Origin of the sequence: Moorena sp. SIO3A2, from assembly GCF_010672265.1 — a bacterium.
In the GTDB taxonomy this organism is placed as follows: Bacteria; Cyanobacteriota; Cyanobacteriia; order Cyanobacteriales; family Coleofasciculaceae; genus Moorena; species Moorena producens.
The window spans coordinates 329,401-350,285 of the sequence record NZ_JAAHHC010000011.1 but is presented as its reverse complement, the minus strand read 5'-3'; the positions used below and the strand labels follow the sequence as shown (position 1 = coordinate 350,285).

Below are 20,885 nucleotides of genomic sequence, written 5' to 3'. Positions count from 1 at the left end.
TTGCCCTTTTTCAAGGCTCACCTTATCACGGTTCCTGAACCAGATTAACCCATCTGCCCTAAGTATTGCTGATAACCTAACTCATCAAGCAATGCTTGCTTTTCCATCACTGATTCCGCTAAATTCTGGCGATACTGCTGCACTCTCTCTAGTAATTCCGGCTGATGAGTGCCCAAAATCTGCACTGCTAACAATCCTGCATTCTTGGAATTACCAATTGCTACAGTAGCGACGGGAATTCCCCCAGGCATTTGAACAATGGAGTATAGGGAATCAATACCCTTCATTTGACGACTAGACACTGGGACCCCAATCACAGGCAAGGGTGTTAGAGCCGCTACCATCCCAGGCAGATGAGCTGCCCCCCCAGCTCCAGCGATAATAACTTTGAGTCCACGCTTGTGAGCATCTTGGGCATAATTTACCATCCGTTCAGGGGTGCGGTGGGCGGAGACAATCGCTACTTCCCAAGGAACACCGAAGTCTTCACATACTGCGATCGCATTTTGCATGGTGGGCAAATCGGAATCGCTGCCCATAATAATCCCAATTAACGGTTGGTTATTGGTCATGAATCATGTTTGATGGTATATGATTAGACTTCGCCACATTCCCTAATGACTCTAGATATTATCAATGCTCGTGTCCCTAGTTACCAAGGTTTACAGAATATTCATATTAATGATCATGGAATTATTGACGCGATCGCACCGAAGCTAGAAACTCTTCCTAAGCTAGATACTCTTCCTAACCCGGCTATCCTTGACGTTGCTGGGGATTGGGTCTCCCTAGGGGGTGTGGATTTGCAGATTAATGGGGGGCTAGGCTTAGCCTTCACCGATGTCGATTTTCACCACATCCCTTTACTCCAGGAGATTTGTCAATTCCTTTGGCATCAGGGTGTGGATCAGTTTTTACCCACTCTGGTCACTACCTCGGTCGAGAAGATTCAGCGTACGCTTTCTGTCTTTGCTGAATTTATCCCTTCCCAACCTTACCAGACCCCAAGCGCCCGCATCTTGGGTGTCCATCTAGAAGGGCCTTTTCTCAATCCCCAAAAACGGGGGGCTCATCCTCTTGAGTATCTATTACCACTTAATCTTGAAAATGTCAAGGAAGTTTTGGGAGACTATGGTGATCTGGTCAAGATTATTACAATAGCGCCAGAGTTAGAGAGCATTGGTGAGGTGATTCCGTATTTGCGATCGCGCAACATAATTGTTAGTCTCGGTCACTCCCAAGCCACAGCAGAGCAAGCCCAAAGAGCTTTTGAAGATGGGGCATCCATGGTAACCCATGCCTTTAATGCCATGCCAGGACTCCATCACCGCAAACCAGGATTACTGGGAGCTGCCCTAGTTACTCCCGGTGTCCAGTGTGGACTAATTGCCGATGGTCAGCACGTTTGTTCCACCATGATCCAATTGCTGCTCCGTGCTGGGGGTTATCAACAAGGGATTTTTCTAGTTAGCGATGCCCTAGCACCAATGGGATTACCCGATGGCGTCTATCCCTGGGACACCCGCAAGATAGAGGTCACAAACGGGACAGCACGGCTACCAGATGGGACATTATCTGGAACAACCTTGCCCTTATTGGTAGGAGTAGAGAATTTAGTCCAGTGGGGGATTTGTAGCGTTGAGAATGGCATTGCCCTCGCAACGGTTTCCCCTCGCCAAGCCATCGGTTTAGCAACCCTAAGCATCGGTCAACCAGCTCAGTTATTACGCTGGCATCTCGATGAGGAAACATCAAAGCTGAGTTGGCAGCGTTTGTAGTCTCACTCTTCCGACTCCCGATTCCCGATTCCCGATTCCCTCGGTGCGCGCCTCCAAGGGCGAGTAAATCGCCCTTGGGTCGCACCGCTCCCGACTCCCGACTCCCGACTCCCTACAGGTAAATTAATAAAACTTAAACAATCAAGTCAACGGAGAAGCCTAATTGAGTAGTACGCTGTAGAACTAGAGCGTAAGGTAAATTTTTTTATGGCAGAACTAAAACGTGGTGCAAAAGTTCGGATTAAAAGAAAAGAATCCTACTGGTATAACGATGTGGGAACTGTGGCTAGTGTAGACAAAAGTGGTATCAAATACCCAGTGATTGTCCGCTTTGATAAGGTCAACTACGCTGGCTATAGTGGTAGCCCCTCTGGGGTGAACACCAATAACTTTGCACCCACTGAACTGGAAGTAGTTGGTTAACCTAGCCAGACTCAGGAATTTGAGTTCCTGGTGTCTGTAGAGTGCTAAGTTAACACGGTAGCACTCACCATTGATCAACTAAAGCACTAAATCGTGCCGGAACTACCAGAAGTTGAAACAATTCGCCTGGGTCTAAATCAAGTGACCACAGGCCAGGAAATCCAGGGTGGAGAGGTGTTACTATCGCGCACCATCGCCCACCCTATTTCTCCGAAAGATTTTTTAGCCCAACTCAAAACTGTCACCATTAGTGATTGGCATCGACGGGGCAAATACCTACTCGCAAAACTAAGCAAGTCAGACACTGAGCAGGCGGGTTGGTTAGGGGTTCACCTCCGGATGACTGGTCAACTGCTATGGCTAAGTCAAGACCAGCCTCACCCAAAACACACGCGAGTGCGATTGTTTTTCCCAAACAACCAGGAGTTGCGGTTTATCGACCAGCGCACCTTTGGTCGAATGTGGTGGATTCCGCCATCCCAATTACCAGAAACCATTATCACTGGTCTCAAGCAACTCGGACCAGAACCGTTTTCCCAGGAATTTTCTAAAGATTACCTAGTTAGTAAGCTCCATCACCGCCAGCGTGCGATTAAAACCGCCTTGCTCGATCAGTCCCTGGTAGCAGGAATAGGTAATATCTATGCCGATGAAGCATTATTCTTGAGTGGTATTCGACCAGAAACCCTTTGTAAAGATTTGGGGTTAGAGCAGATCGAAAAGCTGAGCATCGCGGTTATCCAAGTATTGCAAAAAGCGATTGAGTCTGGTGGTACCACGTTTAGTGATTTTATCAACGTCCAGGGAGTCAATGGCAACTATAAGGGGATTGCCTGGGTTTATGGTCGCACCGGAGAACCCTGTCGTATCTGTAGCACCCCCATCCAGCGAACCAAATTAGTCGGTCGCTCCGCTCACTTTTGTCCGAACTGTCAGCGTTGATCAGGCTGGGAAGTGTCGGAAGTGTCGGAAGTGTCGAGATTTCTATTCCCGATTTCCGATTCCCGATTCCCGACTCCCGATTCCCGATTCCCCATTCCCGATTCCCCATTCCCCCGATACAATAGAATAGGAAAGACAAAAAAGATTTTATGGCTGGGAAAATTAAAAAGGGAGTATTGGTTCGGGCTATCCAAGCCCAGTTAGAAGGTAGCCTGGAAGCCAAAGCAAGTGACCCCCGCTTTTCCTCTTATCTGTTTGAAACTGATGGGGAAATTCTTGATATCAAGGGGGATTATGCCCTGGTCAAATTTGGTCGGGTACCCACCCCGAACATTTGGTTACGTATTGACCAGTTGGAAATCTCGTCTTGAGGAGTAGGGAGTAGGGAGTAGGGAGTAGGGAAATGGGGAGATGGAGTGAATTATTCCGAAAAATATTGTATAATTAGATACATATTTAGAAGTATAAGTAACGAAAGTACATACTCGCCCCAATGTTCACAAACCTACCCTTGTGAGCTTTGGCACCCATAGCCCCCTAAATCCCCCAATTTTGGGGGAGTTCGAGAAAAGCGATTGGCCGTAGGCCACGCTAGGCGAACGCATTTCCACGCTACCCATTCCGATCATGGTACCCTATCCCAACTCCCCAATTGCTTGCCACGACAACCGTGTATCCGTCATAGGTGGTGGTAGAGTAGGGAGTACTCTTGTCCAACGGATTGCTGAAAAAAATCTGGCCGATGTCGTACTCCTCGATATTGTACCAGGTATGCCCCAAGGCATTGCTCTAGATTTACTAGAGGCCAGGGGCATTGAAGGCCACGATTGCCAAATTATCGGAACTAATGACTATGCTGATACTGCTGGTTCCGATGTGGTGGTGATTACGGCAGGAAGTCCCCGGAAACCAGGCATGAGTAGGGATGACCTGCTACAGATCAATGCCAGAATTGTGGTGGAAGCGGCTAAAAATGCGATCGCAAAATCCCCAGATGCCATGTTAATCGTGGTCACCAATCCCCTCGATGTGATGACCTACCTAGCCTGGCAAGCTACTGACTTACCACCCCATCGCGTCATGGGCATGGCAGGGGTGTTGGATTCTACCCGATTCCGGACATTCATTGCCATGGAAAATGGTGTATCCGTTGCGGATGTGAATGCAGTAGTGCTCGGAGGCCATGGGGACTTAATGGTGCCACTACCCCGCTACTCTACCGTTAGTGGTGTTCCCATCACGGAACTGATGACACCAGACCGGATAGAAGCCCTGATCGAACGGACTCGTCGAGGAGGGGCAGAAATTGTAGAACTGATGCGCACTGGCAGTGCTTATTTTGCCCCAGCATCCTCCGCCTGTTTGATGGTAGAAGCAATATTACACAACCAATCCCGCCAAATCACCGCAGCTGCCTACCTTCAGGGTGAATATGGTTTGCAAGATATTTTTATAGGAGTACCCACCCGATTGGGGTGTCGAGGCATCGAAAAAATTTTGGAATTAAAGTTGACAGATCTTGAACTGTCCTCCCTCAAGATATCCGCTGAATCAGTTCGTGACAATATTAAGAAGGCACAAGGGATGCTGGATCATTAAGAGAGTGTGGGGAGTGTGGGAAGTGTGGGAAGTGTGGGGAGTGTGGGGAGATGGGGAGATGGTGACATGGGAAAGTTTTGGGAGCTTGGGGCGGGGGCGCGGGAAGATCTAGAGCAGAAGATAGCGATCGAAATTAAAGAAGATGGGAGCAGAAAACGAAAAACGGAAAAAGTATTTTAGAACTCATGAGGATTTGGTTATTTATAAATTGGCATTTGAGACAGCGATGCGAATTTTTGAACATTCTAAAAAGTTCCCAGTTGAAGAAAAATATTCCTTAACTGATCAAATTCGTCGTTCCTCTCGCTCAGTCTGTGCTAATCTCGCAGAAGCTTGGAGAAAACGGAGATATAAAGCCGCTTTTGTAGCTAAACTGAATGATTGTGAGGCAGAAGCAGCAGAGACTCAAGTTTGGTTAACGTTTGCAATGAAATGTCAGTATCTCACGGTCGAACAAGTAAGAGAACTCTACGGAAGTTACAATCAAATCCTTAGTGGATTAGTCAAGATGATTACCAATCCAGATGATTGGTTACTCGACTAACGTCCCACACTCCCCACACTCCCCACACTCCCCACACTCCCCACACTCCCCACACTCCCCACACTCGTCACACCCAGCGTTATAGATTATCAATTACTGGCGGCTATTATGTCTAATACCTTAAAAACTGGAGCAATTATCAAAGACCGCTATAAAATCTTAGGCGATTTAGGTCAAGGAACTTTTGGACGTACCTATCTCGCTGAAGATGCTAATCGCTATCAAGAGCGTTGTGTACTCAAAGAATTTGCTCCCCAACTTCAAAACAACTATGAATTACAAAAAGCTCAAGAATTATTTGAGCGAGAAGCTGGGATGCTATACCAGCTCAGACATAACCAAATTCCTTGTTTTCGAGAGTTACTTAGAACCAGTATTGGTCGTAAAAATTATCTCTTTTTAGTACAAGACTATGTGGAAGGGTTAACCTATCACCAGCTTTTAGTCCAGGGTCAAAAGTTTAGGGAAGCAGATGTGATTAAACTGCTCCAAGACATCTTGCCAGTTTTAGATTATATCCACTCTAAGCAGATCATTCATCGGGATATTTCTCCGGATAATCTGATTAAACGGAATTCTGACAATAAGCCAGTATTAATTGACTTTGGTTGTGTCAAAGAAATGGTAACCACTGCCATTGTCCAATCAACCGGATACGTGATTGGCACTCAAGTGGGAAAGCGGGGTTACTCCCCAGATGAACAGTTACGATATGGCAAAGCTGATGCCACTAGCGACCTTTACGCTTTAGCGGTAACTGCTTTAGTATTGCTAACCGGTAAACAGCCTCTAGACTTTTATGATAGTTATCACGCCACCTGGCTTTGGCAAGAGATAACCATTAGCCCCAGCTTCAAATCGGTCTTGGCTAAAATGCTGGCTAATCTTCCTAAAGAACGGTATCAGTCAGCCCAAGATGTCAGTGAAGCCCTAGAAACCGTAATTCCCCAGCCGGTAAGTAGCCAGCAGCCAACTAAGCTACCAAATAATCTACCAAATCAACAACCAACTAAGCTACCAAATAAACAACCAAATAAACAACCAAATAAACAACCAAATACACTATTTACCCAGATCGCTACCTTAGTGGCTGCTCCTGGTCAAACTATTAAAACAACGTTCACTGCTGTGCTCAATCGCAAACAGCAATCCACTAACCGTGAACTAAGGTTTTTTGGTATTTCTATGTCCATTTCTTTATTAGTAGTGTTTGGAACGGTAGCAGTAGCTAGAGGAGGGTTTCCTACACCAAAATTCCCGAAGATATCCTGGCAATTGCCCTCTATACCATCATTGCCCTCTAAATCATCTGTGAGTAACACCGAGCAGCAACGGCAAAAGCAAATCTATCAGCGTTGCCTAGATTTGAAGATTGAACCAGGGACTTTTTATCAGAAAGTTGATCAATTTTTTTATAGTACATATCCCCAATTAAAGGGAAAGACTCTTTCCGATAAACAAGATGATGTTCAATTCCGGCAAGCTTGGTATCAAATTGCTGAGGATTTACTTGATAATTTGGAACAAGAGGCTTTTTTGAGTAATTAAGCTGTTAAGCATTTAGATTGGGATACCTAAATTGCTCAAAGGGAACTTCGGATCAGCGGATCTGGGAACGGGGAAAAACCAATTTAAATGCGCATTAGCTTAGATGTTTTGGGGAGAGGGTGGATTGTGTGGGTTTTCTGGGAGCAGAGGGTGTTGGAAAACTATTGCATTGTCGCAATTTAAAGCCAGAACCGATGAGGGTAATGGGAATTATGGGATTTATAAAGGGTATGAGTGGTTAAAAACTATTGCATTGTCGCAATTTAAAGCCAGAACCGATGGCAGTAATGGGAGGAGAGCAGAGGGTGCTGGAAAACTATTGGATTGTCGAAATATATATCAGTTTCCTGCCTGAATCAGTAGTCTAGCAATATAAGGTTGAACGTTTTACCAATCTTCGGGAAAGTCGTCATGGAAGTATATTTCTGAAGCATTTTTATAGGATGCGATCGCATTTTCCTGATTTTCTGTAGTATCTCCTAGTATTCTCTTACGGTAGGCATTACCTAGGTTATATTGAGTCATTGCCCAATCATAGGGCAAGTCTTTTTTGGTATAAACTTCCAAAGTTAGTTGGTATGCAGCAATAGCAAGTTCGATATTCTCAGCCTTGTCCTGGGGGATTTTTTCAAAGTAGGCTGTGCCCAGGTGATTTTGAGTCATTGCCCACTCAATGGCTAAGTCTGATTTATGGTAAACTGACAAGGCTCGTTGGTATGCTTCAATAGCAAGTTCTATATTCTGAGCCCTGTCGTGGCGCATTCTGTTACTTTAGGCAGCACCCAGGTTGTTTTGATTTCTTGTCCACTGGATAGGGAAGTCTGATTTGGTGTGAACTGACAAAGCTAGTTCGTATGCTTCAATCGCAAGTTCTAGATTCTCAATCTTGTCACCACAGATTCTTTCACGGTAGGCAATGCCCAAGTTGTTTTGAGTCATTGCCCACTCGATGGGTAAGTCTTGTTTGGTGTAAACTGACAAGGCTAGTTGGTATGCTTCAATGGCTTTTTCTAGATTCTCAGCCCTGTTGTGGCCGATTCTTTGACAGTAGGCATTGCCCAGGTTGGTTTGAATAGCTGCCCAAATTTCCCGGTTACTCTCACGGGTAAAAACTGTTAGCAGCTGTTCGTAACCAGCCATAGCGATTTCTATGTTATTGGCTTTATTGCCCAGTGGAAAATTCTTGATCAGGTTGCTGAAGTTGCCAATATTTCTAGCAATGCGTTCTGCTGTTTCTGGTTCCGCTTCTGAGAATTTAGCACTAGCCCAGGCTTGAAGGGTATGGATAAAGTTATGATCGAGTTTGTCTAGGTTGGCTTGCAGGAGTGGGTAGACGACTTTGGGGTTGCCATTGCTGTGAGCGATCGCTAGCAATACCTCCATCAAGAATTGGCGATAGTCTTGGGATGAGGGATTAGCTGAGGTAGGGGTTTCTGAGATTTCGTCCATTGTTAGTCGTTTTTTGTTGATCACAAAAAAAGCAAGTCCTTCAAAAGCACCAGGGGGGCTGCCTTAGATCAAGTCCGGTTGAATACCCATCATCAAGAAGATTGATGGAGAGATGGGGCAGATTGTGATTAAGGGTAATTATCAGGACATTATCTGACTACATATATAAAAATGCCTGCTCAGGATATATACCAATAAATCAATAAAAAAAAATCGGTCAAGTTCTGGTTAACCCCAAGTGTTGACCGATTTATATTATGTAAGCTTCCACAAGTACAGCTGAGCTGCACTCAAATCTAAATCACTGTCTTGATGCAGTCGCTCATGGGGGGAACCCCCAAGACCGCGCTGCATCGCTACTGATCAACTATCGAATTAGTCAGCAACTACTCGAAAGTAACTACATACCAACTCATCCTTCATCCTGATATATACCCCTCCACAAAACAATTTTTACCATTCCTGGTCGCCAGGGCGACGCCCTGGCAATTTACTATCCTAGTCTAGGTATAAGTATCGAATCAAAAAAGTCGTAACCTGACCAGATTTTCCGGTAGGCTCGAAAGCGCTCCACTCGTCGGGATAGGCGTATTTAAGGGAATAGATAGCATTAATTGTTTTGCGAACTTGTTTAGGAGAACCGACCAAGATGTGCTTGACTTTTTTAGGTTTACGACCTGGGTTTTCAGGGTTGGTATTTTCATCGGAGTTAGGCGGAAGGTTGTGATTCATCAGTAGTAATTCCTTAAAACTGCTTACCTTATTAATATATACATAAATTAATTTAATGTCAAGGGATTTAGTAATTTTTTTTTATTAATAAATTGAAAATGGCTATAAGAATAAATAGGTAATAAATAATAGTAAATAATCAAAATTATAGTGTTTATCGCAGTTATGATGATAGTCTTATTTGACGTTGATCACCTGTCTTGATGCAGCGCATTCCTATTACCTAAAACCCATTACTCTGTACCTCACCTAATTTAAAATCGCTATAAATAAACCTAGTAAAGGTATAAAACCATGAGATTCATCAGTCCCAAAACTGACTTTGCTTTCAAGAAAATCTTTGGCTCAGATCAGAGTAATGATATTTTGATTTCCTTTCTCAATGCTATGATATACTCCGGTAATTCCGTCATCCAGGATTTAGAAATTATTGATCCCTATAGCGCCGGAGATGTAGTGGATTTAAAAGACACTTATTTAGATGTTAAGGCAGTATTAGAGGATGGAACGACTGTCATCATCGAGATCCAACTCTGGAATGTGGAAGCTTTCAAGAAGCGAGTGGTTTATAACTTGTGCAAAACCTATGGAAATCAACTGCAATTGGGACAGGGATATTTCGATTTAAATCCAGTCATTGCTTTAACTATCACGGATTTTAAGTTATTCCCTTCCAGCGAGAAAGTAATTAGCTGTTTTTACTTTCAAGAGGAAGAAGACCACTTGCCTTATCAGGAGAACGAGTTAAAGCTGGTGTTTGTGGAACTTCCAAAATTTACTAAGCAACTGGAAGATTTAGAAAGTGTGATCGATAAGTGGATATATTTTATTAAAGAAGCGCCCAACTTAGAAATTATTCCTGACAACTTCAGGGAAATACCACAGCTGGAAAAAGCGTTAACTATAGCGAATCAAGCGGGGTTGAGTGTGTCAGAAGTGGAAAAACTCCGCAAACAGGAGATGGTCTTGGAAGACTCGCGAGGTGCATTGAGTTTCGCGAAAAGGCAAGGACGAGAAGAAGGGGAAAGAAATTTACTCTTGCGACTGCTTGAGAGCCGCTTTGGCAAACTAACGATTAATGCCATCGCATTAATCGAAGCCTTGACCAACGAAGATCTAAACCGTTTATCAGAAGCCATCTGGGATTTTCAGACCAGTGAGGACTTACTCAACTGGCTGCAAGAGCACTCTAATTAAAAGTCTCAATTTTTAATAAAATTAATCCTATGGTGGGCAGTGGTTGATAGCAATTGAAAAACTGATCATCTCGAAGCTAAGCACTGCCCACCCTACATCTACATCTACTGGGCTGGTGGGCAGTGCTCAATACCAATTCAAAACCTGATCTACGCTAAGCTCAGCACTGCCCACCCTACATCTACATCTACTGGGCTGGTGGGCAGTGCTCAATACCAATTCAAAACCTGATCTAGGCTAAGCTCAGCACTGCCCACCCTACATCAACTACATTTATAACTTATTTAATCATTCTTGGAATGGTCAAATTCATAAACGTAAAACAGCCGACTTAACCTTTTAAATGAGTAGCCTATGGTTACTAAAAGAATTGCTCCCGCGATCCCTACCCAAAATCCAGTTGGAGGTATCACTTTAAAGGGAGATATAGTCACGGCATCTGCAGTCATTGCCATCTTAAATGCTACAGCTCGGGCATCCATAACTATTCCAATCAATAAACATAGCGCCGCCGCTCCATAACTGATTAGCGTAGCACGATTGATGTTGGTCAGAGCCTTTTGACAAACAACACAATCTTTAGTATGAGTTGACCACACATCGAAAAGCTGCTTTTTATCTAACTCAGCATTGGGAAGTTGGTCATTTATACCTGAATCCCAAGGGATTGTGCCTCCTGCTCTCTTTTTAAACCACTGACGAAAGGTGATTACCATTTTGTCTTGAGGATTCGGAGTATAAACTGCATCGAGCCAGTCTTGCTGTTGTCGTCGAGCCAAGATTTTTTCTTGGTAGTGAAGGAATACTAAGTCTTGATGCAAAAATACTGAAGCCAAGACATGACCCAACCAAATTGGCATTGGTAAGGCAAAAAATCCTAATCCTTCTGGTGTTTTTCCGGCTTCATTCTTGACCAAGACTTGACAACCAATATGACGACACCAGCCAGGACGAGTCGGAATGGCATATAAGGCTAAGATTAATTTTCCCCCATCGTTATAGCTGGTAACAATTCTCATATGACAGGGAGGTTGAAAGTCATGAACTGCTTCGGCTACTGTCTCAACGGTGGGGTTAATAGCAAAGGAAAATCCTTCTTGAGTGGATATCTCCCTAAGACAAGGCATATCATAATACTTGGCATCTTCATAACGACTACCCATAATACCGTGATGGGAAACCGGTACGTGAGCGGGATCAGCAACATTTTCCATGAAAAAGTCCCAGCCATAGGGCAAGTCGCGAATATTCCAAAATAGCTTAACTACTCGATCGGAATCTGATTCTAGCTCGGGAATTAAACGGGGTTTTCTCAACTGACTTTCCTGTTGAGCTTTGCTTCCCGATTCTGGCCATACCCACAGTAAACCTTGGTTTTGCTGAGTTGGATAGGCAACAGCACAGGATTTAGGATTCGAGCAGTTTTTAACTTCAGTCTCCTGGTCTTGGGATTGAGGAATACTGACACAATTTCCTTCAGCATCAAAACGCCAAGCGTGATAAGCACACAATAACGTTCCATCAGGCTCGACACGTCCTTCAGAAAGAGGAGCTAATCGATGGGGACAAAAATCTTCAAAACAACGCCATTGATCAGACCCATCCCGCCATAACACTAGCTCTTTACCGAGTAACTGTATTTTGTGAGGACGAGATGGCGCGAGGAATTCAACAACGGCTACTGGATACCACTGCTTTGTCCATTGGAATGTTTCTTCTTGTTTGAGGTGAACTTTTTTATTTGACTTATCAAGACTGTTGTTCAATTTAGTTGAATTGGCTTTAATAGTCATAAGCAAAGGGAACAGGGAATAGGGAATAGGGAATAGGGAATAGGGATGCGCTGCATCAAGACAGGGAATCAACCTCAAAGAAGACTGTACCTCATAAATGCGAGAAACACTACATACCAATTAAAAAGCTGACAATCTCGAAGGTAAGCACTGCCCACCCTACATCAAATGCTGCTATTGACTATTTTAGCTAAAATGGCTATATTAGACTTAATATCTAGTATTGTTACCTAAAAAGTCATGAAAACCCTTGGAGCATCTGAGGCAAAAAACCGTTTTGGTGAACTGTTGGATTTAGCTCGAAGAGAGCCAGTAAAAATTACTAAAAAAGGGCGTAATGTTGCTGTTGTTATTTCTATAGAAGAATTTGAAAGGTTCTTAGAGTTAGAAGAGGAACTTATAGCTATTAAAGCTAAACAAGCACAACAAGAAGGATTTATTGGGCTGTCAGAAAGTGAGGAGCTGTTGGAGGATATTATGAATGCTTAGGCTTAAAGGGAGCAGGGAGCAGGGAGCAGGGAGCAGGGAGAAGAAAATTGAAATTTAAGGTACTTCATCACGTATGATAAACGCGCTAAGTTACCAAGTTCAAGAATAAATTATAGAAATATTACTGATTGCTACCCCACCGCAGCACTCAAACGCGATCGCACTCAATTTTCAAGAACATAAATCCTAGGGTTGCCAGTGCTCGAAACCGATCGGATTAGCTTGTCATCGGGGTAAAACACGCGATCGCACTAAATTTTCAAGAAGATTAAGCGTAGGGTGGGCAGTGCTCGAAACCGATCAGATTAGCTTGTCATCGGGGGAAAACACTGCCCACCAAAAGTAAATTATTAGGAAAGAATAGTAGGGTGGGCAGTGCTCGAAACCGATTAGATTAGCTTGTCATCGGGGGAAAACACTGCCCACCAAAAGTAAATTATTAGGAAAGAGTCAAAAGCGATCGCACTGGTGGGCAGTGCTTGATCCCAATTAAAAAGCTGACCATCTCGACGCTAAGCACTGCCCACCCTACATCTACATCAACTCTCCCGACTCCCGACTCCCGACTCCCCACTCCCGGAATATATTACAATCTGTAAAGAAACTGAAAGGATAGGGGAGAATGCGCTTAGCAATCGTTGGTGCGGGGCTCGCGGGCATGGCCACAGCAATAGAGTTAGTGGATGCTGGTCATGAGGTGGAAATTTTTGAATCCCGTCCCTTTGTGGGGGGAAAGGTAGGCAGCTGGGTAGATAAGGATGGCAATCACATCGAAATGGGGTTGCATGTCTTCTTTGGCTGCTATTACAACCTGTTTGAGCTGATGAAGAAGGTGGGAGCGTTCCAGTTTCTGCGCCTGAAGGAGCATACTCACACCTTTATTAATAATGATGGACGCAAGGGTGAGCTAGACTTTCGCTTCATTACTGGTGCTCCCTTTAATGGCCTAAAAGCTTTTTTTACCACCTCCCAACTCTCCCTCCAGGATAAGCTGCAAAACTCCATTGCTCTGGGGATTAGCCCTCTGGTGCGTGGCTTGATAGATTTCGATGGCGCAATGAAAACGATTCGTGACCTAGATGCGGTCAGTTTCGCTGATTGGTTTCGCGGTCATGGTGGTTCCGACGGTAGTTTAAAGCGGATGTGGAATCCCATTGCCTATGCTCTGGGTTTCATCGATACCGAGAATATTTCTGCCCGTTGTATGCTAACCATCTTCCAGTTATTTGCGGCTAGAACCGAGGCATCGGTACTACGAATGCTGGAAGGCTCTCCTCATGAGTACCTCCATAAACCAATTATTCAGTATTTAGAGGAAAGAGGAGCAAAAATCCACACTCGCCGCCAAGTCAGGGAAATTCTGTTTACCGAAACCCCAGAGGAAACCCGAGTGACTGGTTTAGTGATTGCCAAAGGGGAAACCGAAGAAACCATTACCGCTGATGCCTATGTCTGTGCCGTTGATGTGCCTGGTGTTAAACGACTGTTACCGAAATCATGGCGCAAGTGGTCCGATTTCGATAATATCTACAAGCTGGATACGGTACCAGTGGCCACGGTCCAACTACGATTTGATGGCTGGGTGACAGAGCTTCATGATGCTGAGAAACGCCAGCAACTCCAAGAAGCAGCAGGGATGGATAATCTACTGTATACTCCCGATGCTGACTTTTCCTGCTTTGCAGATTTAGCTCTCACTAGTCCTGGTGACTATTACAAAGCCGGTGAAGGGTCACTGATGCAGTTGGTACTAACCCCAGGAGACCCATTTATCCGACAAAGTAATGATGCGATCGCAAAACATGTGCTTCACCAAGTCCATAACTTGTTTCCCTCCTCACGAGACTTGACCATGACCTGGTATAGTGTCGTAAAACTCGCTCAGTCTCTATACCGGGAAGCCCCTGGCATGGACCCCTATCGCCCTAACCAAAAGACACCAATCCCTAATTTCTTCCTAGCCGGTAGCTATACCCAACAAGACTATATCGATAGTATGGAAGGAGCTACCCTATCCGGGCGTCGTGCTGCTAAGGCGATTGAGTCTTTTGTTAGTTGAAGAAGGGAATCGGGAATCGGGAATCGGGAATCAGAGGGGAGTTTGGGGAGATGGGGAGATGGGCAATACTGGCTGGATTTTGGATAAATCCTCCCAATGCCCGTCGGGATCCCCCTCCCGTCCCCCTTAATAAGGGGGAAGCTAGAAGAGCCATAGCCTTTTTGTCCATGGGCAGGGGCTATTGTTCCCCCCTTTCTAAGGGGGGTTAGGGGGGATCTCCACCTCACTGCATCGCTTTTATGATATTGTTGCCGTCAATTATTGTTTCTTTTGCCTATTGCCTATTGCAATCCTAAATCAATTGTGAGAATTTTTGTTCCCTACTCCCGTCTTGATGCAGTCGCTCATGGGGGGAACCACGGCAGTCGCTCATGGGGGAAACCCCCAAGACCGCGCTCCCTCCCCAAGACCGCGCTGCATCGCTACTCCCGACTCCCGACTCCCGACTCCCGACTCCCGACTCCCGACTCCCTGTTCCCTGTTCCCAGATCCGCTGTTCCCTTTGCTATACCGAAGTCTACAATAATACTTTACCAACCTAAAACCCCATGTCTGATTGGCTGGAACATAGTGTACAAGTTGAAGTAGAAGTTCCCATTGAGTTAGCGTGGGATCTTTGGTCGGATTTAGAGCAAATGCCGCGCTGGATGAAGTGGATTGACTCAGTGGAAGTCCTAAAAGACGATCCTGATTTATCCCGGTGGAAACTTGCCAGTATGGGTTTTGAGTTTAGCTGGCTCTCTCGAATTCTGAAATTAGTCCCACACCAGATTATTCAGTGGGAATCAGTAGATGGTTTGCCCAATCGAGGTGCAGTGCGCTTCTACGACCGTAAGGATAGCAGTATCGTTAAGCTGACTATCGCTTACGGCATTCCCGGCATTCTTGGTCAGTTAATGGATAACTTATTTTTAGGTAACCTAGTTGAATCTACCATCCAGGAAGATTTAGAACGATTCCGGGATTATGCCTTGAAGGTGAAAGGGTAGGAGTGGGGAGTCGGGAATCGGGAGTCGGGAATCGGGAGCGGTGCGACCCGTGGCGAATTTAATTACGGGTCAAGCGCACCGAGGGAGTGGGAAGATGGGGAGATAGGGAGTGTGGGAGATGGGGGGATGGGGAGATAGGGAGGTGTGGGGAGTGTGGGGAGATGGGGAGATGGGGATATTTTGATCAATAGTAATGATTAGGAGACAGCGTTTTTCAGAACTATCAGGTAAATAGAATTTTTTCTCTTTTCCCGATTCCCGATTCCCGATTCCCGATTCCCGATTCCCGATTCCCTAGAACTTAACAGTTGAACCTTAAACCTTCAAGTTTCCCCCGCATGGTAAGAACTACGAACCAAAGGACCGGAACGCACATGGGCAAATCCCATATCCCGTGCGATCGCACCTAGCTCATCAAACTCTTCCGGTGTCCAGTATTTTTGTACCGGCAGATGTTGGAGAGAGGGACGCATATATTGACCGAGGGTGATGCGATCGCATCCAATCTTACCTAAATCCGCCATCGCTTCAATTACTTCTGCTTTGGTTTCCCCATGGCCCAACATTAATCCGGATTTAGTGGGAATGGCGGGATTCAGTTGTTTGACAATGCTGAGCACATCTAGCGATCGCTGATATTGTGCTCCCCGGCGCACCTTGCCCTGTAAGCGCTGGACTGTTTCAATATTGTGGTTGTAACAGGCTGGCTTGGCCTCCACCACCGTTGCTATCCGTTGCTGTTGCAACTCTGCTGAGATTTGATCGTGATCACCTTTACCCCCCCAGAAATCTGCTGTTAGCACTTCTATCTCAGTACCTGGATTGAGTTGGCGGATCGCATCCATGGTAGCGACAAACCAACCGGCACCCTGGTCTGGCAAATCATCCCGAGCCACAGAGGTCAGCACCACATACCGCAAGCCCAATAACTGTACCGATTCCGCTACTTTCTGGGGCTCCTCTGGGTCTAGGGCCATGGGAGCATGACCTTTATCCACTTGACAAAATGCACAAGACCGTGTACATGTCGGTCCCATCAACAAAAATGTAGCGGTTTTCTGAGAATAGCACTCACCTCGGTTCGGGCAACGTCCCTCCTCACAAATGGTGTGAATCTGCCGTTGTTTAATAATCCGCTGCACCGTTGAGATGTCACTAGCATTACCAATCGGACGTCGCAACCAAGAGGGAAGTGCAGTAATTTCTGAACGCCATTGTTTTTGTGTAGTCATGGGGAATCGGGAGTCGGGAGTGGGGAATCGGGAATCGGGAATCGGGAATCGGGAGTGGGGAATCGGGAATCGGGAATCGGGAATCGGGAATCGGGAATCGGGAATCGGGAATCGGGAGTCGAATAGAATTGTAACAGGAGCAACGGGCAAGATGCCCGTTCCAGGTTAGATGGCTATTCTACCAAGATGGCTATTCCACAAAACTATTTCCATCAAACGAAGTCTACTATTCTTTAACTAGTCACACAAAGACTTGACTTCGCGGCAGTTGTCTGGAACAGGGGATCACCAGAACAGTAGACAAGAATTGATGCAAACACTATCATAAAACTACTTTTGCGCATAGGTCTACTATCTACTCCTCCCGATTCCCTCGGTGCGCTTGACCCGTAATTAAATTCGCCACGGGTCGCACCGCTCCCGATTCCCGATTCCCCACTCCGGAATTATGAGTTGTCTAGCAATGACCGAATTAGAGAACGTAGCATTCTTCCTAAAGCTTCACACTCACCTAAAATCGGATTAACCGCGACCGAGTTAGCCAGTTTAACTCTGACCGATAAGAAAAGATGGGTTTCCAATTCTTTGAGAGAGCCTTGAGCTATTCTAAGAAATTGAACATATTCTCCTCGATACTCCCGTCCATATCCCTCTGCAATATTAGCAGGAATTGATGCAGCTGCTCTCCTTATCTGTGCAGTCATCCCATACATTTCCTGTTTAGGGAATTCTCTGGTGATAACATAACAACTCTCCGCTACATCCATTCCCTTTTGCCAAACTCGCAAATCTTGATAAGACTGAATTTGACTATAATTGCTCATGCTTCAACTAGAGTTCGGGAATCGGGAGTCGGTAATCGGGAGTCGGTAATCGGGAGTACCTCTATGATAGAAACGCGCTTATCCCTATGGTTGTCAGTCTCCGAAAACATTTGCCATTTATAAAATTATTAGCTTTTGTATACTAAGCGTTCCCACTATTTTTTGATAAATAGTCACACATCGATTCCCAATTCCCGATTCCCGATTCCCGATTCCCGACTTCTTCATCCTTTTGCTCTACGATACCAACCCACAATCCGGTGAGGAGAAACCCCCAAATGATAGGCAACGATCACCAGTTGGTTAATTAATGTAGTTTTCACAACCCCTAAGGTCTGCCAACGGCGTCCTGATGTTAGCACAGGTTGACTAAGGATAGTTATTTTACCTAGGTGGCGGAGGCGTCGCATCAAGTCAAAATCTTCCATAATCGGTAGATTAAGAAAACCCCCCAGGTCTGTAAACACCTTAGTCTTGATAAAGATAGCCTGATCACCGTAAGGCAGAGAGCAAAAACGCGATCGCAAATTCACCATCCGCTCAATTAGCCTTACCCCCCGCAGGTTAGCATCAATGGCTAATTCAAAGGCACCAGCCACGGTGTCATGGTCTTGTAACCCTTCGCGAACTAAGGTATCAAATCCTTTAGGTAAACGGGTATCAGCATGGAGAAACAGTAGAATATCTCCAGTAGCAACCGCAGCCCCAGCATTCATTTGACTAGCGCGACCGGCACCAGCAGCTATAATCTTAGCACCCATTGATTGTGCGATCGCAACAGTTTCATCATCACTGCCCCCATCTACCACAATCACTTCCACATTAGACGCTTCCCTAACCGTAGCCAAAGTATCAGCTATGTGACTAGCCTCATTGAGAACCGGGATGATAATGGAAATTTTTACTATCACGCAAGACGTTTAGGCATTGTTTCTGACAAATTAGCATCCTTGAGTAGGAAATAACCAATGTTCCCTTAATTTGTATCCATATTTAGACATTTATTACATTAAAGGGATATAATAAAAGGTAAACTAGGTGGTCAGTGGTCAGTGGTCAGTGGTCAGTGGTCAGCGGTCAGCCTATGCGCTACGCGCACGCTACGCGAACAGCGGTCAGCCTATGCGCTACGCGCACGCTACGCGAACAGCGGTCAGTGGTCAGTGGTCAGCCGTCAGTGGTCAGCCGTCAGCTTATTTTATTGAAAAGCACCATCTGTAGTGTGGCACAGGCTTTGGCCTTGGCCTTTTGGCCTTTTGGCCACGCTACGCGAACGGCCACGCGTGCGCGTTTGGCCACGCTGTGCGAACGACGCTGTGATAACCCATAAGCTGATAACTAATAGCTGATAATAACTGATAGCTGATAGCTGATCACTGATAGCTGATAGCTGATCACTGAAAGCTGATAGCTAATAACTGATAGCTGAAAGCTGATAGCTGAAAGCTGATAGCTAATAACTGAAAGCTGATAGCTGAAAGCTGATAGCTGATAGCTAATAACTGAAAGCTGAAAGCTGAAAGCTGATAGCTGATAGCTGATAGCTGATTAAACTTAATTAAAATAAGGTGATAAATCCAACATGTCAGGGTTAACCATTAGTATTGGAGAAGCAGCCAGTGAGCTAGGGGTCTCAGTTAAAACCTTAAGGAGGTGGGCAGATGCAGGAAAGATTAGGTCAAAACGGTCTCCTAGTGGTCATAGGCGATTTTATGTAGCTGATATCAAACACATTACACCACGAAATGTCGGTCAGATCGATGATCGGATAACCATTAACTATGCCCGTGTTTCAGATCAAGACCAAAAAGAAGATTTAGTCAAGCAAATCAAGATTTTAGAGTCTTTTAGTACTGCTAATGGTTGGCAGTATGAGACAATTCAAGATTCAGGTGCCGGAATCAATTCCCAAAATAAAGGCTTACAGAAACTGCTCAAGCGAATCATGCAGGGGAATGTTGGCAGAGTTGTAATTACTCACAAAGATAGGCTGCTTAGAGTTAGTGCTGAATTAGTCTTTGCGATGTGTCAAGAATTCAATACAGAAGTAATAATTATCAACAAATCATCAGAAGACATCAGCGTTGAACAAGAATTAGTCAAAGACATCATGGAGCTGATCACAATCTTTTCAGAAAAACTCCATAGTGCTAAGAGTTCCAAAACGTAAGCTATTAGCTTTCAGCGAACAGCGATTAGCGCTACGCGCACGCTACGCGAACAGCGAACAGCGATTAGCGCTACGCGCACGCTACGCGAACAGCGAACAGCGATTAGCGCTACGCGCACGCTACGCGAACAGCTTTCAGTGATCAGTTATTTAATGAAAGAGATAAGCATTCGAATAATGCTGAGTTAAGTCCCAGCGTCGTTCGCACAGCGTGGCCAAACGCGCACGCGTGGCCGTTCGCGTAGCGTGGCCAAAAGGCCAAAAGGCCAAGGCCAAAGCCTGTTCCACAAAGCTGTTCGCGCAGCGTGAGCCTTTAGCTCACCGCTGACCGCTGACCGCTGAATGCTTATCCCGATTCCCGATTCCCTACTCCCGATTCCCGATTCCCGATTCCCTACTCCCGATTCCCTACTCCCATCAAATTTGATACTACCCACAGATCCTCTGGGCGGTCAACATCAGTAAGCTCGGAAAGCATCCCGATAGTTAGGTTAAGACTGTTAGCAATATCCACGGTTTGCTGCAAAACCTCAGATGTTCCCCAATTCACTCCCACAAACAACTCTGGAATCAATCGACTTAGACCAACCAGATAGTAGCCGCCATCCTTAGCTGCTCCAAGTACTAAATCATGATTGTCTAGAGCCTCAAATGCCTGATTCATCACCGAACTATTCAAATCGGGGCAATCAATACCAATTATCACAACTTTGGTCATGCTTTCCGCAAACGATAACTGAAATGCCGTTGTGATTCGCTTGCCCAAATCCCCATCACTCTGAGGTTTATAGACCAGATTTGAGCCTAACCAATTCTCCATTAGCTGTTGATTACCACCAGCAAAATGGATTTCTACAGACACAGGGCGACCAGTTGTAAATTCCTTGACCTGGGCAACAGTGTGTTCCGTCATGCGACGTTGAAGCTTTGCCGCACCATCCGCTCCTAGAGCTGGTATCATCCGGGTTTTAGTCTTTCCCGGCTCTGGATAGCGGCTGAAAATAATTAAGCGTTCTGTCAGTATCATTATATGAAGGGAATAGGGAGTAGGGAATAGGGAGTCGGGAGTCGGGAGTCGGGAATCGGGAGTCGGGATTAGGGGACAATAATTATCACA

The 20,885-nt window shown here is 45.3% G+C and carries 30 protein-coding genes; 18 read left to right on the top strand and 12 right to left on the bottom strand.

All coding sequences use genetic code 11. The features are described 5' to 3' along the window. Nucleotides 1–44 precede the first annotated feature (44 nt). Complete coding sequence (gene purE, locus F6K64_RS15440) at nucleotides 45–572, bottom strand: 5-(carboxyamino)imidazole ribonucleotide mutase (RefSeq protein ID WP_287265763.1); 528 nt, start codon at nucleotides 570–572, stop codon at nucleotides 45–47. 45 nt (nucleotides 573–617) lie between these two features. Here purE and nagA point away from each other — a divergent pair, with 45 nt between their 5' ends. The 10 genes from nagA to F6K64_RS15390 all read left to right on the top strand — a co-directional run bounded on the left by nagA (nucleotide 618) and on the right by F6K64_RS15390 (nucleotide 6,834). Further along, on the top strand, nucleotides 618–1,778 hold the full coding sequence (nagA, locus tag F6K64_RS15435) for an N-acetylglucosamine-6-phosphate deacetylase (RefSeq protein ID WP_287249267.1): 1,161 nt from the start codon (nucleotides 618–620) through the stop codon (nucleotides 1,776–1,778). Beyond that, nucleotides 1,763–1,900: a hypothetical protein gene (locus tag F6K64_RS15430; protein ID WP_154659882.1), complete on the top strand. Its 138-nt coding sequence runs from the start codon at nucleotides 1,763–1,765 to the stop codon at nucleotides 1,898–1,900. The genes nagA and F6K64_RS15430 overlap by 16 nt, the downstream gene beginning before the upstream one ends. Nucleotides 1,901–1,985: 85 nt before the next feature. Continuing rightward, nucleotides 1,986–2,201 (top strand): photosystem I reaction center subunit IV, encoded by a 216-nt coding sequence (locus F6K64_RS15425; protein WP_009149180.1) that lies wholly within the window; start codon nucleotides 1,986–1,988, stop codon nucleotides 2,199–2,201. 93 nt (nucleotides 2,202–2,294) lie between these two features. Further along, complete coding sequence (locus tag F6K64_RS15420; RefSeq protein WP_287265762.1) at nucleotides 2,295–3,143, top strand: DNA-formamidopyrimidine glycosylase; 849 nt, start codon at nucleotides 2,295–2,297, stop codon at nucleotides 3,141–3,143. Then, on the top strand, nucleotides 3,140–3,268 hold the full coding sequence (locus F6K64_RS15415; protein ID WP_267872076.1) for a hypothetical protein: 129 nt from the start codon (nucleotides 3,140–3,142) through the stop codon (nucleotides 3,266–3,268). The genes F6K64_RS15420 and F6K64_RS15415 overlap by 4 nt, the downstream gene beginning before the upstream one ends. A 24-nt stretch (nucleotides 3,269–3,292) precedes the next feature. After that, entirely contained in the window at nucleotides 3,293–3,514 is a 222-nt protein-coding gene (locus F6K64_RS15410; protein WP_009149183.1) for an NAD(P)H-quinone oxidoreductase subunit O, read from the top strand. Between the two features lie 256 nt (nucleotides 3,515–3,770). Continuing rightward, nucleotides 3,771–4,742, top strand: a complete 972-nt coding sequence (mdh, locus tag F6K64_RS15405) for a malate dehydrogenase (RefSeq protein WP_287265761.1) — start codon at nucleotides 3,771–3,773, stop codon at nucleotides 4,740–4,742. A 6-nt stretch (nucleotides 4,743–4,748) separates the two neighbouring features. Beyond that, nucleotides 4,749–4,922: a hypothetical protein gene (locus F6K64_RS15400; RefSeq protein WP_287265759.1), complete on the top strand. Its 174-nt coding sequence runs from the start codon at nucleotides 4,749–4,751 to the stop codon at nucleotides 4,920–4,922. Further along, nucleotides 4,885–5,286 (top strand): four helix bundle protein, encoded by a 402-nt coding sequence (locus F6K64_RS15395; RefSeq protein ID WP_287265757.1) that lies wholly within the window; start codon nucleotides 4,885–4,887, stop codon nucleotides 5,284–5,286. Before F6K64_RS15400 ends, F6K64_RS15395 begins: the two co-directional genes overlap by 38 nt. 108 nt (nucleotides 5,287–5,394) lie before the next feature. Further along, the gene (locus F6K64_RS15390) at nucleotides 5,395–6,834 is read left to right on the top strand and encodes a serine/threonine-protein kinase (RefSeq protein ID WP_287265756.1); all 1,440 of its coding nucleotides are present in this window, start codon (nucleotides 5,395–5,397) and stop codon (nucleotides 6,832–6,834) included. Between the two features lie 387 nt (nucleotides 6,835–7,221). On the opposite strand, the gene F6K64_RS15385 is transcribed toward F6K64_RS15390, so the two are convergent. The 3 genes from F6K64_RS15385 to F6K64_RS15375 form a co-directional block, all read right to left on the bottom strand. Continuing rightward, nucleotides 7,222–7,596 carry a tetratricopeptide repeat protein gene (locus tag F6K64_RS15385; protein ID WP_287249278.1) on the bottom strand — a complete coding sequence of 125 codons (375 nt, stop codon included), beginning with the start codon at nucleotides 7,594–7,596 and terminating at the stop codon, nucleotides 7,222–7,224. A 9-nt stretch (nucleotides 7,597–7,605) separates the two neighbouring features. Then, nucleotides 7,606–8,283 (bottom strand): tetratricopeptide repeat protein, encoded by a 678-nt coding sequence (locus F6K64_RS15380; RefSeq protein WP_287265754.1) that lies wholly within the window; start codon nucleotides 8,281–8,283, stop codon nucleotides 7,606–7,608. A gap of 498 nt (nucleotides 8,284–8,781) precedes the next feature. Then, nucleotides 8,782–9,015, bottom strand: a complete 234-nt coding sequence (locus F6K64_RS15375) for a hypothetical protein (RefSeq protein WP_287265753.1) — start codon at nucleotides 9,013–9,015, stop codon at nucleotides 8,782–8,784. A 294-nt stretch (nucleotides 9,016–9,309) separates the two neighbouring features. Between F6K64_RS15375 and F6K64_RS15370 the strand changes: the two genes are divergently transcribed. Then, on the top strand, nucleotides 9,310–10,212 hold the full coding sequence (locus tag F6K64_RS15370; protein WP_287265752.1) for an Rpn family recombination-promoting nuclease/putative transposase: 903 nt from the start codon (nucleotides 9,310–9,312) through the stop codon (nucleotides 10,210–10,212). A gap of 284 nt (nucleotides 10,213–10,496) precedes the next feature. Here F6K64_RS15370 and F6K64_RS15365 read toward each other — a convergent pair whose 3' ends face one another. Then, on the bottom strand, nucleotides 10,497–12,005 hold the full coding sequence (locus F6K64_RS15365; RefSeq protein ID WP_008181729.1) for an aromatic ring-hydroxylating dioxygenase subunit alpha: 1,509 nt from the start codon (nucleotides 12,003–12,005) through the stop codon (nucleotides 10,497–10,499). Between the two features lie 240 nt (nucleotides 12,006–12,245). Between F6K64_RS15365 and F6K64_RS15360 the strand changes: the two genes are divergently transcribed. Continuing rightward, nucleotides 12,246–12,494 carry a type II toxin-antitoxin system Phd/YefM family antitoxin gene (locus tag F6K64_RS15360; RefSeq protein WP_008181728.1) on the top strand — a complete coding sequence of 83 codons (249 nt, stop codon included), beginning with the start codon at nucleotides 12,246–12,248 and terminating at the stop codon, nucleotides 12,492–12,494. A 439-nt stretch (nucleotides 12,495–12,933) separates the two neighbouring features. On the opposite strand, the gene F6K64_RS15355 is transcribed toward F6K64_RS15360, so the two are convergent. Further along, a complete protein-coding gene (locus tag F6K64_RS15355) occupies nucleotides 12,934–13,068 on the bottom strand; it encodes a hypothetical protein (RefSeq protein WP_267872004.1) in 135 nt (44 codons plus the stop codon). Nucleotides 13,069–13,116: 48 nt separating this feature from the next. On the opposite strand from F6K64_RS15355, the gene zds reads away from it, so the two are divergent. After that, nucleotides 13,117–14,553 (top strand): 9,9'-di-cis-zeta-carotene desaturase, encoded by a 1,437-nt coding sequence (zds, locus tag F6K64_RS15350; RefSeq protein WP_008181727.1) that lies wholly within the window; start codon nucleotides 13,117–13,119, stop codon nucleotides 14,551–14,553. On the opposite strand, the gene F6K64_RS15345 is transcribed toward zds, so the two are convergent. After that, nucleotides 14,546–14,722, bottom strand: coding sequence for a hypothetical protein (locus F6K64_RS15345; RefSeq protein ID WP_287265750.1), 177 nt, complete (start codon nucleotides 14,720–14,722; stop codon nucleotides 14,546–14,548). The two genes, zds and F6K64_RS15345, sit on opposite strands and share 8 nt — an antisense overlap. Before the next feature lie 202 nt (nucleotides 14,723–14,924). Here F6K64_RS15345 and F6K64_RS15340 point away from each other — a divergent pair, with 202 nt between their 5' ends. Together F6K64_RS15340 and F6K64_RS15335 are read left to right on the top strand one after the other, a co-directional pair. Continuing rightward, nucleotides 14,925–15,095, top strand: coding sequence for a hypothetical protein (locus F6K64_RS15340; protein ID WP_287265748.1), 171 nt, complete (start codon nucleotides 14,925–14,927; stop codon nucleotides 15,093–15,095). Nucleotides 15,096–15,101: 6 nt separating this feature from the next. Next, nucleotides 15,102–15,542 (top strand): SRPBCC family protein, encoded by a 441-nt coding sequence (locus tag F6K64_RS15335; RefSeq protein WP_287265746.1) that lies wholly within the window; start codon nucleotides 15,102–15,104, stop codon nucleotides 15,540–15,542. A gap of 323 nt (nucleotides 15,543–15,865) precedes the next feature. Here the strand turns inward: F6K64_RS15335 and lipA are convergent, their stop codons facing one another. The 3 genes from lipA to F6K64_RS15320 form a co-directional block, all read right to left on the bottom strand. Continuing rightward, the gene (gene lipA / locus F6K64_RS15330; protein ID WP_008181722.1) at nucleotides 15,866–16,774 is read right to left on the bottom strand and encodes a lipoyl synthase; all 909 of its coding nucleotides are present in this window, start codon (nucleotides 16,772–16,774) and stop codon (nucleotides 15,866–15,868) included. Nucleotides 16,775–17,220: 446 nt separating this feature from the next. Next, nucleotides 17,221–17,598: a four helix bundle protein gene (locus tag F6K64_RS15325; RefSeq protein WP_008181721.1), complete on the bottom strand. Its 378-nt coding sequence runs from the start codon at nucleotides 17,596–17,598 to the stop codon at nucleotides 17,221–17,223. 224 nt (nucleotides 17,599–17,822) lie between these two features. Next, the gene (locus F6K64_RS15320) at nucleotides 17,823–18,509 is read right to left on the bottom strand and encodes a TIGR04283 family arsenosugar biosynthesis glycosyltransferase (RefSeq protein ID WP_008181720.1); all 687 of its coding nucleotides are present in this window, start codon (nucleotides 18,507–18,509) and stop codon (nucleotides 17,823–17,825) included. A 134-nt stretch (nucleotides 18,510–18,643) separates the two neighbouring features. On the opposite strand from F6K64_RS15320, the gene F6K64_RS15315 reads away from it, so the two are divergent. The 3 genes from F6K64_RS15315 (at nucleotide 18,644) to F6K64_RS15305 (ending at nucleotide 19,910) form a co-directional block, all read left to right on the top strand. Beyond that, nucleotides 18,644–18,928 (top strand): hypothetical protein, encoded by a 285-nt coding sequence (locus F6K64_RS15315; protein WP_154659724.1) that lies wholly within the window; start codon nucleotides 18,644–18,646, stop codon nucleotides 18,926–18,928. Nucleotides 18,929–19,180: 252 nt separating this feature from the next. Next, nucleotides 19,181–19,768 carry an IS607 family transposase gene (locus F6K64_RS15310; RefSeq protein ID WP_008181718.1) on the top strand — a complete coding sequence of 196 codons (588 nt, stop codon included), beginning with the start codon at nucleotides 19,181–19,183 and terminating at the stop codon, nucleotides 19,766–19,768. After that, nucleotides 19,746–19,910, top strand: a complete 165-nt coding sequence (locus tag F6K64_RS15305; protein ID WP_154659723.1) for a hypothetical protein — start codon at nucleotides 19,746–19,748, stop codon at nucleotides 19,908–19,910. Before F6K64_RS15310 ends, F6K64_RS15305 begins: the two co-directional genes overlap by 23 nt. A gap of 43 nt (nucleotides 19,911–19,953) precedes the next feature. On the opposite strand, the gene F6K64_RS15300 is transcribed toward F6K64_RS15305, so the two are convergent. Both F6K64_RS15300 and F6K64_RS15295 read right to left on the bottom strand, forming a co-directional pair. Then, nucleotides 19,954–20,205: a hypothetical protein gene (locus tag F6K64_RS15300; RefSeq protein WP_131826909.1), complete on the bottom strand. Its 252-nt coding sequence runs from the start codon at nucleotides 20,203–20,205 to the stop codon at nucleotides 19,954–19,956. Next, nucleotides 20,163–20,795 (bottom strand): TIGR04282 family arsenosugar biosynthesis glycosyltransferase, encoded by a 633-nt coding sequence (locus F6K64_RS15295; protein WP_008181716.1) that lies wholly within the window; start codon nucleotides 20,793–20,795, stop codon nucleotides 20,163–20,165. Before F6K64_RS15295 ends, F6K64_RS15300 begins: the two co-directional genes overlap by 43 nt. Nucleotides 20,796–20,885: the final 90 nt, after the last annotated feature.